Raw genomic sequence first — 14,875 nt, 5'->3', positions numbered from 1 at the left:
GCCCCGCGTTCCGCTACGACCGCTCCCTGGACGTCATCACCCAGGGCCGGGCCGCCGGCATGGTCACCAAATCCAACCTGATCCTGGGCATGGGCGAAACCCGGGAAGAGATCTCCGAAGCCCTTGCCGACCTGCACGCCGCGGGCTGTGACCTGATCACGATCACCCAGTACCTGCGCCCCTCCGAACGGCACCTGCCCGTGGACCGCTGGGTCAAACCCCAGGAATTCGTCGAGCTCGCCACCGAAGCCGAGGAAATCGGCTTCCTCGGCGTCATGTCCGGCCCCCTGGTCCGCTCCTCCTACCGCGCCGGACGCCTCTGGGCCACCGCGATGCGCAAGAAAGGCCGCGAAATCCCCGCCCACCTGGCCCACATCGCCGAAGGCATCCAGGACTCCGGCACCACCCGCCAGGAAGCCCGCACCCTCCTCGCACACCACGCATAGCACGTCGGCTAAAGCACGGTCAAAGGACCGGACCCCGGGCAAATCCGGCGTCCGGTCCTTTGGCATAAATCACGTAGAATTAAGGCACTATGGCGAAATCCCCTGATTCCAGCAACTCGACAACATCGGCTGCCGACGCTCCCAAGCGCGGCTTGTTTTCCCGCAAGCCCAAGGAAGCCAAGGCCAAGAAGCCGAGCCAGCTGAAGCAGATCGGCGAGGTCTTCAAGATGACCCGCCGCAATGACCCCATCGTTGTGTGGCTCATGCTGCTGGCGTTCCTTGGCGTCGTTGCTGTCAGCCTCGTCGTCGGGCTCCTCCTGAACAACTGGGTCACAGGCCTGATCATCGGCATCCCCTTGGGCCTGCTGGCCGCTGTCTTCATCCTCTCGCGCCGCGCGGAACGGGCGGCCTTCGCGCAGATCGAGAACCAGCCCGGAGCTTCCGGCGCGGCTTTGGGGACCCTGCGCCGCGGCTGGATCACTGAGGACCAGCCGGTCGCCGTCAACCCGCGTACCCAGGACGCTGTCTTCCGCGCCATCGGCCGTCCCGGCGTCGTGCTGGTCAGCGAAGGACCGTCGCACCGCGTCAAGCCCTTGGTTGACGCCGAGCGCAAGAAGCTCGCCCGTATCCTGCCGAACGTCACCATTCACGTGATCGAAAGCGGTCGCGGCGAAGGCCAAGTGCCCATCAGCCAAATCGCAAAGACCATGAACAAATACAAGAACGAGCTCACCAAGGTTGAGGTCGGCGCGGTCAGCAAGCGGATCTCTTCGCTGGGCAACCGCCTGCCGATCCCCAAGGGCATCGACCCCTACAAGGCACGCCCTGACCGCAAGGCAGCACGCGGACGCTAACCAAGACCACAGCCGCCCGTTCCTGTAATCTCCAGGAACGGGCGGCTTTTTTGTCCGCGTAAAAGTTACATCCGAATGAGAATGGTGTTCATGGCCCTGTCGTGGAGGCCGCGCTGGTCGGGATCAAAAACAACTGCAGGAATCACCAGGCACAGGAGGATCGTCCTGACCAAGGCAGCCAAGGGTCCCGCCTGTGCTCCTCCGAGCCGCACCACGTGGATGCCGGCAACCCGGTGTCCGATGCTGTAGCCGAGCGTGCCGATGAGAAGGATCTGTTCCACCGCGAAGACGGCGAGCGTCGCCCACTGGTTGCCACCGAAGGCAAAGTTGCTGATCACCAAGGCAATGACCCAGTCGATGCAGATTGCCAGGATGCGACGGCCGGCCCGGGCCATCGAGCCGGGGCCGGACTCGGGCAGGCCGAGCCGCGCTCCCGGGTACTTGGAAATTCCGGACGTGTCAGGCCCTGTGAGCCATGAACCAATATCTCTGCGATCAACCACGCTTCAAGCTTACGGCTTCACCATCGGATGGTTGGCGGTGGTGGTCGCAGGTGGTGGAACGTTCACAGTGTTCGCAAGGAAACAGACACACAGGCGTAAGACATAGACTGGCACTGCAGTAGACCAGTAGCGTTTACACGGCAGGCTGTTCTGTAACCTGCCCGAAACAATACTGACACTCCGGGGAAATCCCATTTCCCTATGGTTGGAGAAGTTGCTAGCCGCCGAATCAGGGATACTTTTTTGTTTCCCTGCTTTCGGTTTGCGCTGGACCAGACGGCCCGAGGGCCTGTTACCTGTTATGCGTTAGGAGCATAGATGTTCAAGACTGCGGACGAAGTCCTCAAGTTCATCAAAGACGAAGACGTTAAATTCGTCGATATCCGCTTCACCGATCTTCCGGGCGTCCAGCAGCACTTCAATGTGCCGGCCAAGAGCGTTGACGCTGACTTTTTTGTCAACGGCCAGCTCTTTGACGGATCTTCCATCCGCGGTTTCCAGGGCATCGCCGAGTCCGACATGCAGCTCATCCCGGACGTCACCACGGCCTTCATCGACGCCTTCCGCATCGAGAAGACCCTCGCACTGAACTTCTCCATCGTGAACCCCCGCACGGGTGACCCCTACCACCGCGACCCGCGCGGCGTTGCCGAAAAGGCCGAAGCTTACCTGGCCTCCACTGGCATTGCGGACACGGCATTCTTTGCTCCCGAAGCCGAGTTCTACGTCTTCGACAACGTCCAGTTCGAATCCTCCCCGCAGGGTTCCTTCTACAAGGTCGACTCGATTGAAGCCCCGTGGAACACGAGCCGCGAAGAAGAAGGCGGAAACCTCGGTTACAAGACCCCCTTCAAGGGCGGCTACTTCCCGGTATCCCCGGTTGACCACCAGGCCGACCTCCGCGACGCTATGTGCCTCGCCCTGGACGAAGCAGGCCTTGAAGTCGAACGCTCGCACCACGAAGTCGGCGCCGCAGGCCAGGCTGAGATCAACTACAAGTTCACCACGCTGGTGCACGCTGCCGACGACCTGCAGAAGTTCAAGTACGTCATCAAAAACACCGCGTGGGAGTACGGCAAGTCCGTAACCTTCATGCCGAAGCCGATTTTCGGTGACAACGGCTCGGGTATGCACTGCCACCAGTCCCTCTGGAGCAACGGTGACCCGCTGTTCTACGACGAGAAGGGCTACGCCGGCCTCTCCGACACCGCACGCTGGTACATCGGCGGCTTGCTGAAGCACTCCTCTGCCGTGCTCGCCTTCACCAACCCGACGGTCAACTCCTACCGCCGACTGGTCAAGGGCTTCGAAGCCCCGGTCAACATGGTCTACTCGCAGGGCAACCGCTCCGCCGGCATCCGCATCCCGATCACGGGCTCCAACCCGAAGGCCAAGCGCATCGAGTTCCGCGCTCCGGACGCCGCGTCCAACCCGTACCTGGCGTTCTCCGCCCAGCTCATGGCCGGTATCGACGGCATCCGCAACCGCATCGAGCCCCCGGCTCCGATCGACAAGGACCTGTACGAACTGCCCGCCGAGGAAGCCAAGGACATCCCCAAGGCTCCGGGCTCGCTTGAGGAAGCACTCGAGGCCCTGCGCGAGGACAACGAGTTCCTGCAGGCCGGCGGCGTCTTCACCCAGGACCTGATCGACACCTGGATCGAGTACAAGTACGAGAACGAGATCCGTCCGCTGTCGCTGCGCCCGAACCCGTACGAGTTCGAGCTCTACTACGGCGTCTAGTAACACCGCAAGAGGCAGATGAAGGGCCGCAGTTCATTTTGTGAACTGTGGCCCTTTTCCTTTAACGTCCACAGACGCGAATAGGGCCGACGGGCGCAAGCCCACAAAAAAGGACGGCTGTGTCCGCTAAGACACAGCCGTCCTTTTGCAAAGGCCCCGGATCGCCGGGGCCGGACCCCCAATTTTCCTACACCCGCCGGCGCCCGCTAATCAACCTGAAGAGGAAGACGATAATCGCCAAGACGATCAGTATCGGGGCGATCCAGAGAAGGAATCCCAGGGCCTTGACAGTTCCGCCAATGATAAAGAAAAGGATCGCGATGACCGCGACGATTCCGAGGATGACATTCATGATGTACCTTCCGTTTCAGTCGTAAACATTCTGATGATTGCCTTTATCGCTGTGCAAACCTCAGCAACCTTACTGTAAGCATGCTTATTATTCCAATCCGCCAAGACCCACCAGCGATGGCCCTCCCCCAAACCCTCGCTCACATATAGCCGCCCTGCCCGGGACGCTCGCTCACAAAAAATAACGAGCGTGTCCACCTTGAAGCCATGACTGCAGGGGCGTTGCCCAGATGGATGACACAAGTGAGCGAGGGTCCGGTCAAACACCCATATAAGTGAGCGAGGGTCCATGCTCTGTCGCCGCAGTGGACGCCGTGGTACGTTCAGCGTGATCAGGATGCTTAGGAGCGAGTCCTCATCCCTTCCGGCTCCTGACGCAACTTCTGAAAGCGGAGGCATACGATGACAACCTTGATGATCTTCCATGAGGTCGACGACGTTGAGCACTGGCTCAGCTCACCAAAACGGGAAGAAATCTTCGGACCCATGGGCATTACGGTTCGAACGTTCGCAGACCCGGCAAAAACCAACCGTGTTGGCCTGATCGTCGAAGTCCCGGACATGGAAACATTCCAGCGAATGATGGAGTCCGAAGTTGCGGCCGACGCGATGAAATTCGACGGCGTGCGCCCGGAAACAATCCTGACGCTCGTCGAGTCCTAGATACGGCCTAGCCGCCGAACCTCCGGTACATCGTCCATTGCGGACCGGAGGAACCACCCAGGTACCTGCCCCTCTGGAGAAAACCCGCTTTTGCGTACGCAGCCTGGGCGGCGGGATTGCGTTCGTTAACCGAAAGTACGACGCCGTCCTGCCCGCCGCCCAGCCTCGCTGTCAGCTTCTGCGCTTCCCGGGCCGCAGCTACAGCTGACAGGGAGCCCAGGCCCCTCCCCTGGCTCGTTCGGTCGATCAGGAACCCGCGCAAGAGCCACGCGGAATCGTCGTCGGGCCATCCCGCCAAGGTCGCGGCGCCCGCCTGCAAGGTGAAGACTCCGACGGCGGCACCGGCCGCTTCGATCACGTACGGCAGGCGGCTTTCGTCTTCGAGACCCATGAGCATCATCTTGAACGGATCCCCGACGAAGTCTTCCTGCCCCGCGGCCACTTCCATGGCCGCGACGTCGCCGAGCTTAATGGCGCGGGCATCGTCGTCGAGATCCTTCAAGGGAATGAGCCACACGGTTTCCAGCATCCTTCGAGCTTAGCCGCCTCCGCACTCCGCGGGACGGCTGGAGCGGGAGCTCACTGGCCGTAGAAGTCCTTCTCAAACACGGCCCGGGTCCGCCGGCTCAGGCGCAGATAATCTTCCTCGAACACCGCGGCTTGCCCGGGAGCGTAACCACACCATCTGGCAACGGCCTCTAGATCCCTGCGGGAGGCCGGGAGGAGATCGGATGCACGCCCGGTGCAAATCACATTCGCCGATCGGATACGGCTCGCGAGCCGCCAGGCTTCGCGTAGCAACACGATGTCACTCCTGTCGATCAAGCCCAACGACTCAATGGCGTCGAGGGCCTGCAGGGTGGAAGGCGTCCGGAGTTGCGAATGCTTCCCTGCGTGTTGGAGCTGCAGCAGCTGCACAAGCCATTCGACGTCGCTGAGTCCGCCCCTGCCGAGCTTTACATGCCTGGCCGGATCGGCGCCTCTCGGGAGCCGTTCCGACTCGACCCGTGCCTTGACGCGTCGGATCTCCCGCACGTCTGTTTCTGCGAGCGATTCCGGGTAGCGGATCGGGTTGATGAGCCGGAGGAACTCCGCGGCCAAATCGTCGTTCCCGGCCATTGGCTGGGCCCGCAACAGCGCCTGGGCTTCCCAGATGAGGGACCACCGGCGGTAATACTCCGCGTATGACTCGAGGGAACGGACCATGGCCCCGTTCTTCCCCTCCGGGCGAAGATCGGCGTCGACGCTGAGGACCCGCTCCGCCAGGATGGCCGGTTTGAGGGGTTGGGTCAGCAACGTGGAAATGTGCCCCACGATCGCGAGCGCTTGCTGCTGGGCTTCGGATTCACTCGCGCCGGGAAGAGCACGATGGACGTACATGACGTCGGCGTCAGAGCCGTAGCCGATCTCCCGTCCGCCTTGCCTGCCCATGGCAACCACCAGCACTTGCGTCTTGAGGGGGCCCTCGGTAGCCACGATAGCCTCGGCGACGTGCAAGGCGCCCAGAACCGCCGCCCGGTCGGCATCGGCCAGTGCCGCGCCCACCGCGTCTTGTTCCAGGAGGCCGGAACTGTCTGCAATGGCGATCCGCAGGATTTCCCGGCGCCTGATGAGCCGGATGAGCCGCATCGCGTTCGCGGGATCGGCGTGGCGTGACATCTTGGACTGGATTTCCTGCCACTGCGCTTCGAAGCTAAGGGGCATAAGTTCCTTGTCGGCACCAAGCCACGCAACGGATTCCGGGGAAACCTCCAGGAGGTCCGCGATCAACCGTGAGTTGGAGAGCACGTGGCACAGCCGCTCGGCCGCCGCTTTGGAGTCCCGGAGCATCCCGAGATACCAATGGGTGGTTCCGAGGGCTTCGCTGACGCGGCGGAAGGCGAGCAGTCCGGCGTCGGGATCTACACCTTCGGCGAGCCAGCCGAGAAGGATGGGGAGCAGTTGCCGCTGCAAGGCGGCGCGGCGGCTGACCCCCGCCGTGAGGGCCTCGATGTGGCGCATGGCGCCTTGCGGGTCGCGGTAACCGAGTGCCGCGAGCCGGCCTTGGGCGGCTTCCGGAGTGAGCCGGGCGTCTTCGGTGCTCAGCTTCGCGGCCGTGTTGAGCAGCGGCCGGTAGAAGATCCGATCGTGTAGTTCGCGAACGGACCGTTTGGTCTTCTGCCAGGTTTCGATCAAGGCGTCCGGATGCGGCCTGCCCGTCGAAAAGGGCCCCAGGACGGCCTTTGCGAGGAAACGCAAGGACTCCTGGCTCGTAGGCATCAGGTGGGTACGGCGCATCTGGAACAACTGGATGCGGTGCTCGAGAACCCGCAGATAGCGGTAGGCGGCGTCGAAGGCCGCGGCGTCCACCCGGCCGATGTAGCCACCGGCGGACAGTGCGGATATTGCCGACGTTGTATCCCGGCAACGGAGCGTTTCATCGGACTTTCCGTGGACGAGTTGCAGGAGCTGCACCGTGAACTCGACATCGCGCAGGCCGCCGGGACCGAGTTTGATCTGGCGCTGTTCTTCTGCCGGGGCGATGTTGTTCGTCACCCTGCGGCGCATCGCCTGCACCGATTCCACGAATCCTTCGCGGCCGGCCGAAGCCCACACGAGCGGTTGGACGGCCTGCTCGTAACGCGAGCCCAGATCCGTGTCCCCTGCGATCGTCCGGGCCTTGAGGAGCGCTTGGAACTCCCAGCTTTCAGCCCACTTCCCGTAGTAGCTCAAGTGCGAGGGCAACGTCCTGACAAGGGGACCCGATTTCCCCTCCGGCCGGAGGTTCGCGTCGACCTCCCACAACCCTGGTTCGGATCCCGTGGACGAAATGGCACGGGAGATCCCGGCGGCCAAGGCCGTGCCGATGGTTGCAGCCTCGGCGTCCTCCAGGTTCGGCGCCTCGATCACGTAGATGACGTCGACGTCGGAAATGTAGTTGAGCTCACGGGCACCGCATTTGCCCATGCCGATGACGGCCAGCCCGACGCCGGCAATATCGGCGGGATCGAAAGTCGCCGCTGCTTCTGCCCTGGCAACCGCGAGGGCCGCCTCTATCGCCGCACCGGCGAGGTCGGCCAGTTCGGCGCCGACCGCGGGCATGAAGTCCTGGGGACTGGCGGCGCAGAGGTCCTTGATGGCCAGTTCGGTCAGCCCGCGCCGGTAAGCCGTCCGCAGAGCGGTGTAGGCTCTGGCTCCCGTCATCGCCGCAACGGGCCGGGGAGAATTGGGGTCTGCCTTGACCGATCGGAGCAGCTTCGTCCGCAACTCACCGGCGTCGGCGGACAAGGGCTCCGGGCTGACGCGGACATCGAAGACGTCCAGATGTTCCGGATGCCTGATCAGGAACTCCCCCAAGGCCTCGGATGCCCCCAGCAAGCGGTAAAGCGGTTCACTGCGATCAGGGTCCTCCCCCGCGAGCTGCCTGAGCGAGGGATGCTTCTCAATCAAACGGACAAGCGACTGGAGCGCGGTGTCCGGGTTGGCGCTCAGGTGCAGACCGGCAAAGATCGTGTCCTGGTCGATGCCGTCGAGTTCACGCGCGGCAAGGAACCGTTCACCCTTTTCAAGATCGCTGAAACCGGCCGAGATGAGCCGGCGGGCCAGGCTCACACTCACAGCCTAGAGAATGCCGAGATTGCGCTTGAGCTCGTAGGGCGTGACCTGGAGCCGGTAATCCTGCCATTCCGCACGCTTGTTGCGCAGGAAGTGGTCAAAGACCTGTTCGCCGAGGATGTCCGCGACGAGTTCCGAATCCTCCATGGCGCGGATGGCATCGTGGAGGCTGGCCGGCAGCGGCGTGTGCCCCATCGCCTTGCGCTCGGCCGAGGTTAGCGACCAAACGTCGTCTTCCGCCGCAGCCGGAAGGTCGTAGCCTTCCTCGATGCCCTTGAGCCCGGCACCCAGCAACACGGCGTAGGCGAGGTACGGGTTGGTGGCGGAGTCAATCCCGCGGTATTCGATCCGTGCGGACTGGCCCTTGCCGGGCTTGTAGAGCGGCACACGAACCAGGGCGGAACGGTTGTTGTGGCCCCAACTCAGGTAGCTCGGCGCTTCGCCTCCGCCCCAGAGACGCTTGTACGAATTGACGAACTGGTTGGTGACGGCAGTGAATTCCGGCGCGTGGCGCAGGATACCGGCGATGAACTGGCGCGCGGTCTTGGACAACTGGAATTCGGCGCCGGCCTCGTAGAAGGCATTGGTGTCGCCCTCGAACAGCGAGAAGTGCGTGTGCATGCCTGAACCCGGGTGGTCCGTGAACGGCTTGGGCATGAACGTGGCGTAGGTACCCTGCTGCAGGGCCACTTCCTTGATGACCGTGCGGAAGGTCATGATGTTGTCCGCCGTCTGGAGGGCATCCGCGTACCGGAGATCGATCTCGTTCTGGCCGGGTCCGCCCTCGTGGTGGCTGAACTCCACGGAGATGCCCACGGATTCAAGCATGGTGACGGCCGTGCGGCGGAAGTCCTGTGCCACACCGCCGGGCACGTGGTCGAAATAGCCGCCCTCGTCAACGGGAACAGGAACGCCGTTGGCGTCGAGGTCCTGGGACTTGAGGAGGTAGAACTCGATCTCAGGATGCGTGTAGCACGTGAAGCCCATGTCCGCCGCCTTGGCGAGGGTGCGCTTGAGCACGTTCCGGGGATCGGCAGCCGACGGCTCGCCGTCGGGGGTCAGGATGTCGCAGAACATCCTGGAGGTCTGCTCGGTTTCACCACGCCACGGAAGGATCTGGAACGTGGAGGGGTCCGGCTGGGCCAGCATGTCGGATTCGAAAACCCTGGCGAGGCCCTCGATCGCCGAGCCGTCGAAACCCAGGCCCTCCTCGAAGGCGCCCTCCACTTCTGCCGGCGCAAGTGCCACCGATTTCAGGGAACCGACGACGTCGGTAAACCACAAGCGTACGAAGCGCACGTCACGCTCTTCGATAGTCCGCAGAACGAACTCTTGCTGGCGGTCCATGGGGCCTCATTTCCGGGTCAACGTCCATGCCGCGGGTTCGGGGTTCGAAGCCGACGACAACTCAGCATTCACTCTACTAAGCATTGGCCCGGAATGGCTGCACCCCCAGTTCGCGTAACACAGCGTTTACAAATGTGAGGCTCCCCATGCGCCGGTGGCTAGGACGGCCGGTACCGCATACGCTCTATTCATGGCCCCAAGCAACAGTTCCGATTCCAGCATGCCCGCCGAAGTTCCTGCGCCTTACGGAACCGGACCTGCCACTGCAGGTTCCGGGGCTTCAGCGGATGCTTCAACGCCGAAGCCCGCAGCCAGGATCCGCACCCATCACCTCCAACAGGCCAAGGCCAAGGGTGAGCGCTTTGCAATGTTGACTGCCTACGAGCAATACACCGCTGAAATCTTCGACCAGGCCGGCATCGAGGTCCTGCTGATAGGCGACTCGGCCTCCAACAACGTCTTCGGCAACGAAACCAGCCTCCCTGTGACCGTCGACGAACTCCTCCCCTTGTGCCGCGCGGTGGCCCGATCCGCCAAGCGTGCCCTGGTAGTGGCAGATCTTCCCTTTGGCAGCTACGAAGTGTCGCCGGAGCAGGCAGTGGCAACAGGTGTCCGCTTCCTGAAGGAGGGCCTGGCGCACGCCGTCAAAATCGAAGGCGGCGCGTTTTATGCGGGCACTGTCCGGGCCATGGTCCAGGCAGGCATACCCGTCATGGCGCACATCGGCTTCACTCCCCAGAGCGAACACTCCCTGGGTGGCTACCGCGTCCAGGGCCGGGGGGATGACGCCGCGCGCCTGGTCGAAGACGCCGTTGCCCTCGCAAATGCCGGAGCGTTCTGTGTGCTCATGGAGATGGTTCCCGCGGAAACCGCAGCCGCCGTCGACGCAGCCATTGACGTCCCGACAATCGGAATCGGCGCAGGCAACGCCACCACGGGACAGGTTCTGGTGTGGCAGGACATGGCCGGACTGCGCGGCGGCAAGATGGCCAAGTTCGTGAAGCAATATGCGGATCTGCGCACCACCCTGGGCGAAGCAGCGAAGGCGTACGCCGACGACGTCAGGTCCGGTCAGTTCCCCGGCCCGGAACACTCCTTCTAAGAGGACGCAGCTTCAGTCCTCGTCGTCCTTGTCCCACGCTTCGTTCCGGGCCTTGACCTTTTCGAGGGCATGCTCGGCTTCCTCGCGGGTCTTGTAAGGACCGATCAGCTGGGACCAGTCGGACAACGCGTCCTCTTCGATTTGGTGTGTCTGAACGTTGTACCAGAACTCCGCCACGGTTTCTCCTTTGCGAATCCCGCCGTAAGCTCGGCGGGGCCGGTTGCCCTTCGTCCGGGCCGATATTTAGCTACTTAGTTACTTGCGTCTCGTGCGTCCCTTATATGATCAATCTATGCCTTCTCCCGCTCTGACCGCACCCATCGGCACGCTCACCCGTGGAACCGTCAGCCCACAGCTGCCCGTACCGGCGTCCATCCCGCGCCCGGAGTATGTTGGCAAGCCGGGACCCGCGAAGTTCACCGGTTCAGAGGTCAAATCGGCGGAAACCATCGAGAAGATCCGCATCGCCAGCAAAATTGCTGCCCAGGCGATCGTCGAAGTCGGCAAGCACATCGAGCCTGGCGTCACGACGGACCAGTTGGACCGGATCGGCCACGAGTTCATTCTGGACCACCACGCCTACCCGTCAACGCTTGGCTACCGCGGCTTCCCCAAGTCCCTGTGTTCCTCGCTCAACGAGGTCATCTGCCACGGCATTCCGGACAGCACCGTCGTGGAGGACGGCGACATCCTGAACATCGACATCACGGCGTACATCAACGGCGTCCACGGTGACACCAACTACACCTTCTTGGTGGGAGACGTAGACGAAGAGTCCCGGCTCCTGGTTGAACGTACCCGGGAGTCGCTTAACCGGGCCATCAAGGCCGTAGCGCCGGGCCGCGAAATCAACGTGATCGGCCGGGCCATCCAGTCCTACGCGAAACGCTTCGGTTACGGCGTGGTCCGCGACTTCACCGGCCACGGCGTCGGCGAGGCCTTCCACACGGGCTTGATCATCCCCCACTACGACGCCGCGCCGGCCTACAACACCGTGATCGAAGCAGGCATGGTCTTTACGATTGAACCCATGCTCACCCTCGGAACGATCGAGTGGGACATGTGGCCCGATGAATGGACAGTAGTCACCCGCGACCACAAGCGGACCGCACAATTCGAACACACCCTGTTGGTCACCGAGACCGGCGCCGAAATCCTGACTCTTCCTTAAGCTCTCCGGAAGGTCACCTGCAGCCGTTCGTGCTGCGACATGCCCACCCCTCCTGCCATGAACGGAAACGCATTGACCAAGAAGGATGAGAAGATTCACAAGAACGGCCCGCTGATCGGCATCGACGTCGGTGGCACCGGTATCAAGGGCGGCATCGTCGATCTCAAGAAGGGCAAGCTGCTCGGGGACCGCCTCCGTATCCCCACGCCGCAGCCCGCCACCCCCGAAGCCGTCGCCGAAGTGATCGCACAGATCGTCGAAGAATTGTCGGCCCGCGAGGATGCTCCGGCCAAGGGTTCGCCTGTGGGAGTTACCTTCCCCGGAATCATCCAGCACGGCGTGGTCCGCTCTGCCGCCAATGTGGACAAGTCCTGGCTCGACACCGACATTGATACACTGCTCACCAAGCGCCTGGACCGGCCCGTCGAGGTCATCAACGACGCCGACGCAGCCGGTCTCGCGGAAGCCCGCTACGGCGCAGGCGAAGGCGTCGACGGCACGGTCCTGGTCATCACGCTCGGCACAGGCATCGGCTCAGCCTTCATCTTCAACGGGCACCTGGTGCCCAACGCCGAGCTCGGCCACCTCGAAGTGGACGGCCACGACGCCGAAACGAAGGCATCCGCCGTCGCGCGTGAACGCGACGGCTTGAGCTGGGAAGAGTACAGCGTGCTGCTGCAGCGCTATCTCTCCCACGTCGAGTTCCTGTTCTCCCCCGAACTCTTCATCATCGGTGGCGGTATTTCAAAGCGTTCGGACGAGTACTTCCCCCATCTGAATCTGCGGACCCGTATCGTCACCGCGGAACTGAAGAACGACGCCGGAATCGTGGGGGCCGCGCTGGACGTCGCCCTCCACCACAAGCTCGCCAAGTAGCCCGGCAGCCTTTCGGATGGACGACGGCGTACCCCGACAGCGGGGTACGCCGTCTTCGTCAATTACTCCAGGGATGCCGAAGGCGCACGGACGGTCTCCGGCGGACGGTAGAAGTGGTGCCGGCGGTGGCTGCGGCTTCCCCTCCGCTGCCACCACCGGAGCTAGATTGGGCTCTTCTCGGAGCTCTTGCCCTTGGCGCCCTTCGCTGCATTCTCGGCCGCTGCGCTTTCGGCTTCGTGGCGAAGAAGCGAAATAGCCGACTCGAAGTCCTCAAGCGATTCGAAGGCCTGATAGACGCTGGCAAATCGCAAGTAGGCGACTTCGTCCAGTTTCTGGAGTGGTCCAAGGATGGCCAGGCCGACCTCGTGGGCGTCGATTTCCGCCGCACCCGAAGAGCGGATGTTTTCCTCGACTTCCTGGGCCAGCATCGCAAGGTCGTCTTCAGTCACGGGACGCCCCTGGCAGGCCTTGCGAACGCCGTTGATGATCTTGATCCGGCTGAAGGGTTCTCCCACGCCTGAACGTTTGATGACGGAAAGGCTGGTGGTCTCCACGGTGGTGAAACGGCGTCCGCACTCGGGGCACTGGCGCCGACGGCGGATGGCCGAGCCGTCGTCGGCCATCCGACTGTCCACAACGCGTGAATCGGGGTTTCGGCAGAACGGACAATACACGCTGGGCCTCCCCTGTTCGGTTCCGACCCCTATCCTCGCGGCGGCTTCGGCCGGGAACGAAAAAGGTGCCGGAAGTTTGACTTCCGGCACCAGTTTACGGCTATATAAGGCCTAATGACAAGACTGTAATTACTATATGTAGTGGTTCTTACCCATACATGTAGTGGTTCAGGCCCCCGCGAAACGAATCTTGACGGCGTCGCCGTGGCCGGGAAGATCTTCGGCATCGGCGAGGCTCACGATATGTCTGCTGACCTGTTCCAAGGCAGCCTTGTCATAGTTGATCACCTGGACGGCGCGCAGGAAGGTTGTCACGTTCAATCCGGAAGAGAAGGCTGCGGTACCGCTCGTGGGCAAAACGTGGTTGGAGCCTGCACAGTAGTCTCCAAGGCTGACCGGACTGTAGTCCCCTACGAAAATCGCACCCGCGTTGCGGATCCTTGCGGCGACCGCGGCTGCGCCCGCCGTCATGATTTCCAAGTGCTCTGCCGCGTATGCATCACAGACCGCGATGCCCTGCTCGACATCGTCTACCAGCACCACGCCTGACTGCGGGCCCGACAATGCCGTGGTGACCCGTTCGCCGTGCTTCGTGGTTCCTGCCTGCACCGCGAGTTCCCGCTGCACGGCCGAGGCGAGTTCCTCGGAGTCGGTGATCAGGACAGACGCCGCCTTGGGGTCGTGCTCGGCCTGGCTGATGAGGTCCGCGGCAACGAGCGCAGGACGGGCGGAAGCATCAGCCAAGATGGCGATCTCGGTGGTGCCGGCCTCGGAGTCGATCCCCACGACGCCTTTCACAAGCCGCTTGGCGGTGGCCACGAAGATGTTTCCGGGGCCGGTCACAACGTCGACGGGCTCGATGGGCTGATCATCGCCGGCCCCGGGAATGCCGTAGGCAAAGGAAACAATCGCCTGGGCACCTCCGATGGCATAGACCTCGTCAATCCCGAGCAAAGCGGCTGCGGCCAGGATGGTGGGGTGGGGCAAGCCGCCGAAGTCCTTCTGGGGCGGGGAAGCCAAAGCGATCGATGCGACCCCGGCAGCCAGCGCTGGAACGACGTTCATGATCACCGAGGACGGGTAGACGGCCAGGCCGCCGGGAACATACAGTCCCACGCGGCCCACCGGTACCCAGTTCTGGCTGACGACGGCGCCGTCCCCCAGTTCCACATCGACGTTCGCGGGCCGTTGGCCATCCGCAAAGCGCCGGGCACGGCTGATGGATTCTTCCAGGGCCGCGCGGACTGACGGGTCCAGGTTTTCAAGGGCTTCAGCAAGGGCGGCGGCCGGCACGCGGGGGTGGGACTGTTCCACGCCGTCGAACGCCAACGCGAATTCCCCAAGCGCCTCGAAGCCGCGCGAACGGACGGCCGCAATGATGTCCAGGACTTTTTGCTCGGCGTCCGCCATGGTCTGATGCTTCGCCCGGGGCACGACGGCGCGCAGTTCCGCCAAGGTCAGGGACCGTCCGCGCAAGTCAATGCGGCGGAAGTCCAGGGACTGGGCGGCGGTTTCGGCAGGATTCTCCGGAGAAATGGTCACCAGATCATT

Annotated in this window: 15 protein-coding genes; 7 read left to right on the top strand and 8 right to left on the bottom strand. The window is 63.0% G+C overall.

The features are described from left to right. Together QRN59_RS18230 and QRN59_RS18225 are read left to right on the top strand one after the other, a co-directional pair. The coding region (locus tag QRN59_RS18230; RefSeq protein WP_502871079.1) for a lipoyl synthase at positions 1-446 on the top strand (446 nt) is incomplete at its 5' end. A gap of 89 nt (positions 447-535) precedes the next feature. Continuing rightward, entirely contained in the window at positions 536-1,300 is a 765-nt protein-coding gene (locus QRN59_RS18225) for a DUF4191 domain-containing protein (RefSeq protein ID WP_284983878.1), read from the top strand. A 65-nt stretch (positions 1,301-1,365) separates the two neighbouring features. On the opposite strand, the gene QRN59_RS18220 is transcribed toward QRN59_RS18225, so the two are convergent. Further along, positions 1,366-1,803 carry an RDD family protein gene (locus QRN59_RS18220; RefSeq protein ID WP_284983877.1) on the bottom strand — a complete coding sequence of 146 codons (438 nt, stop codon included), beginning with the start codon at positions 1,801-1,803 and terminating at the stop codon, positions 1,366-1,368. 318 nt (positions 1,804-2,121) lie between these two features. Between QRN59_RS18220 and glnA the strand changes: the two genes are divergently transcribed. After that, positions 2,122-3,546 carry a type I glutamate--ammonia ligase gene (gene glnA / locus QRN59_RS18215; RefSeq protein ID WP_236816953.1) on the top strand — a complete coding sequence of 475 codons (1,425 nt, stop codon included), beginning with the start codon at positions 2,122-2,124 and terminating at the stop codon, positions 3,544-3,546. Positions 3,547-3,733: 187 nt separating this feature from the next. Here glnA and QRN59_RS18210 read toward each other — a convergent pair whose 3' ends face one another. Then, positions 3,734-3,898 (bottom strand): DUF2207 domain-containing protein, encoded by a 165-nt coding sequence (locus tag QRN59_RS18210; RefSeq protein WP_148667595.1) that lies wholly within the window; start codon positions 3,896-3,898, stop codon positions 3,734-3,736. Positions 3,899-4,299: 401 nt separating this feature from the next. Between QRN59_RS18210 and QRN59_RS18205 the strand changes: the two genes are divergently transcribed. Next, positions 4,300-4,560, top strand: coding sequence for a hypothetical protein (locus QRN59_RS18205; RefSeq protein WP_284983876.1), 261 nt, complete (start codon positions 4,300-4,302; stop codon positions 4,558-4,560). Between the two features lie 7 nt (positions 4,561-4,567). On the opposite strand, the gene QRN59_RS18200 is transcribed toward QRN59_RS18205, so the two are convergent. From QRN59_RS18200 to QRN59_RS18190, 3 genes are read right to left on the bottom strand one after another with little or no spacing between them, the layout of a single operon-like run. Beyond that, positions 4,568-5,089, bottom strand: coding sequence for a GNAT family N-acetyltransferase (locus QRN59_RS18200; RefSeq protein ID WP_284983875.1), 522 nt, complete (start codon positions 5,087-5,089; stop codon positions 4,568-4,570). Between the two features lie 50 nt (positions 5,090-5,139). After that, positions 5,140-8,151, bottom strand: coding sequence for a bifunctional [glutamine synthetase] adenylyltransferase/[glutamine synthetase]-adenylyl-L-tyrosine phosphorylase (locus QRN59_RS18195; protein ID WP_284983874.1), 3,012 nt, complete (start codon positions 8,149-8,151; stop codon positions 5,140-5,142). 9 nt (positions 8,152-8,160) lie between these two features. Continuing rightward, on the bottom strand, positions 8,161-9,501 hold the full coding sequence (locus QRN59_RS18190) for a glutamine synthetase family protein (RefSeq protein ID WP_284751784.1): 1,341 nt from the start codon (positions 9,499-9,501) through the stop codon (positions 8,161-8,163). 190 nt (positions 9,502-9,691) lie between these two features. On the opposite strand from QRN59_RS18190, the gene panB reads away from it, so the two are divergent. Further along, positions 9,692-10,603 carry a 3-methyl-2-oxobutanoate hydroxymethyltransferase gene (gene panB, locus QRN59_RS18185; RefSeq protein ID WP_284983872.1) on the top strand — a complete coding sequence of 304 codons (912 nt, stop codon included), beginning with the start codon at positions 9,692-9,694 and terminating at the stop codon, positions 10,601-10,603. Positions 10,604-10,615: 12 nt separating this feature from the next. On the opposite strand, the gene QRN59_RS18180 is transcribed toward panB, so the two are convergent. Next, positions 10,616-10,780 carry an SPOR domain-containing protein gene (locus QRN59_RS18180; RefSeq protein WP_234753867.1) on the bottom strand — a complete coding sequence of 55 codons (165 nt, stop codon included), beginning with the start codon at positions 10,778-10,780 and terminating at the stop codon, positions 10,616-10,618. 115 nt (positions 10,781-10,895) lie between these two features. On the opposite strand from QRN59_RS18180, the gene map reads away from it, so the two are divergent. Continuing rightward, on the top strand, positions 10,896-11,774 hold the full coding sequence (gene map / locus QRN59_RS18175; protein ID WP_284983870.1) for a type I methionyl aminopeptidase: 879 nt from the start codon (positions 10,896-10,898) through the stop codon (positions 11,772-11,774). 72 nt (positions 11,775-11,846) lie between these two features. After that, entirely contained in the window at positions 11,847-12,650 is an 804-nt protein-coding gene (ppgK, locus tag QRN59_RS18170; protein WP_284983882.1) for a polyphosphate--glucose phosphotransferase, read from the top strand. A 161-nt stretch (positions 12,651-12,811) separates the two neighbouring features. On the opposite strand, the gene nrdR is transcribed toward ppgK, so the two are convergent. Further along, the gene (gene nrdR / locus QRN59_RS18165) at positions 12,812-13,324 is read right to left on the bottom strand and encodes a transcriptional regulator NrdR (protein ID WP_284983869.1); all 513 of its coding nucleotides are present in this window, start codon (positions 13,322-13,324) and stop codon (positions 12,812-12,814) included. Between the two features lie 168 nt (positions 13,325-13,492). Further along, positions 13,493-14,866, bottom strand: a complete 1,374-nt coding sequence (hisD, locus tag QRN59_RS18160) for a histidinol dehydrogenase (RefSeq protein ID WP_284983868.1) — start codon at positions 14,864-14,866, stop codon at positions 13,493-13,495. Positions 14,867-14,875: the final 9 nt, after the last annotated feature.

The sequence above is a fragment of the Arthrobacter sp. efr-133-TYG-118 genome (assembly GCF_030209755.1).
Taxonomy (GTDB): domain Bacteria; phylum Actinomycetota; class Actinomycetes; order Actinomycetales; family Micrococcaceae; genus Arthrobacter.
This window is presented reverse-complemented; position numbering and strand designations above follow the sequence as displayed.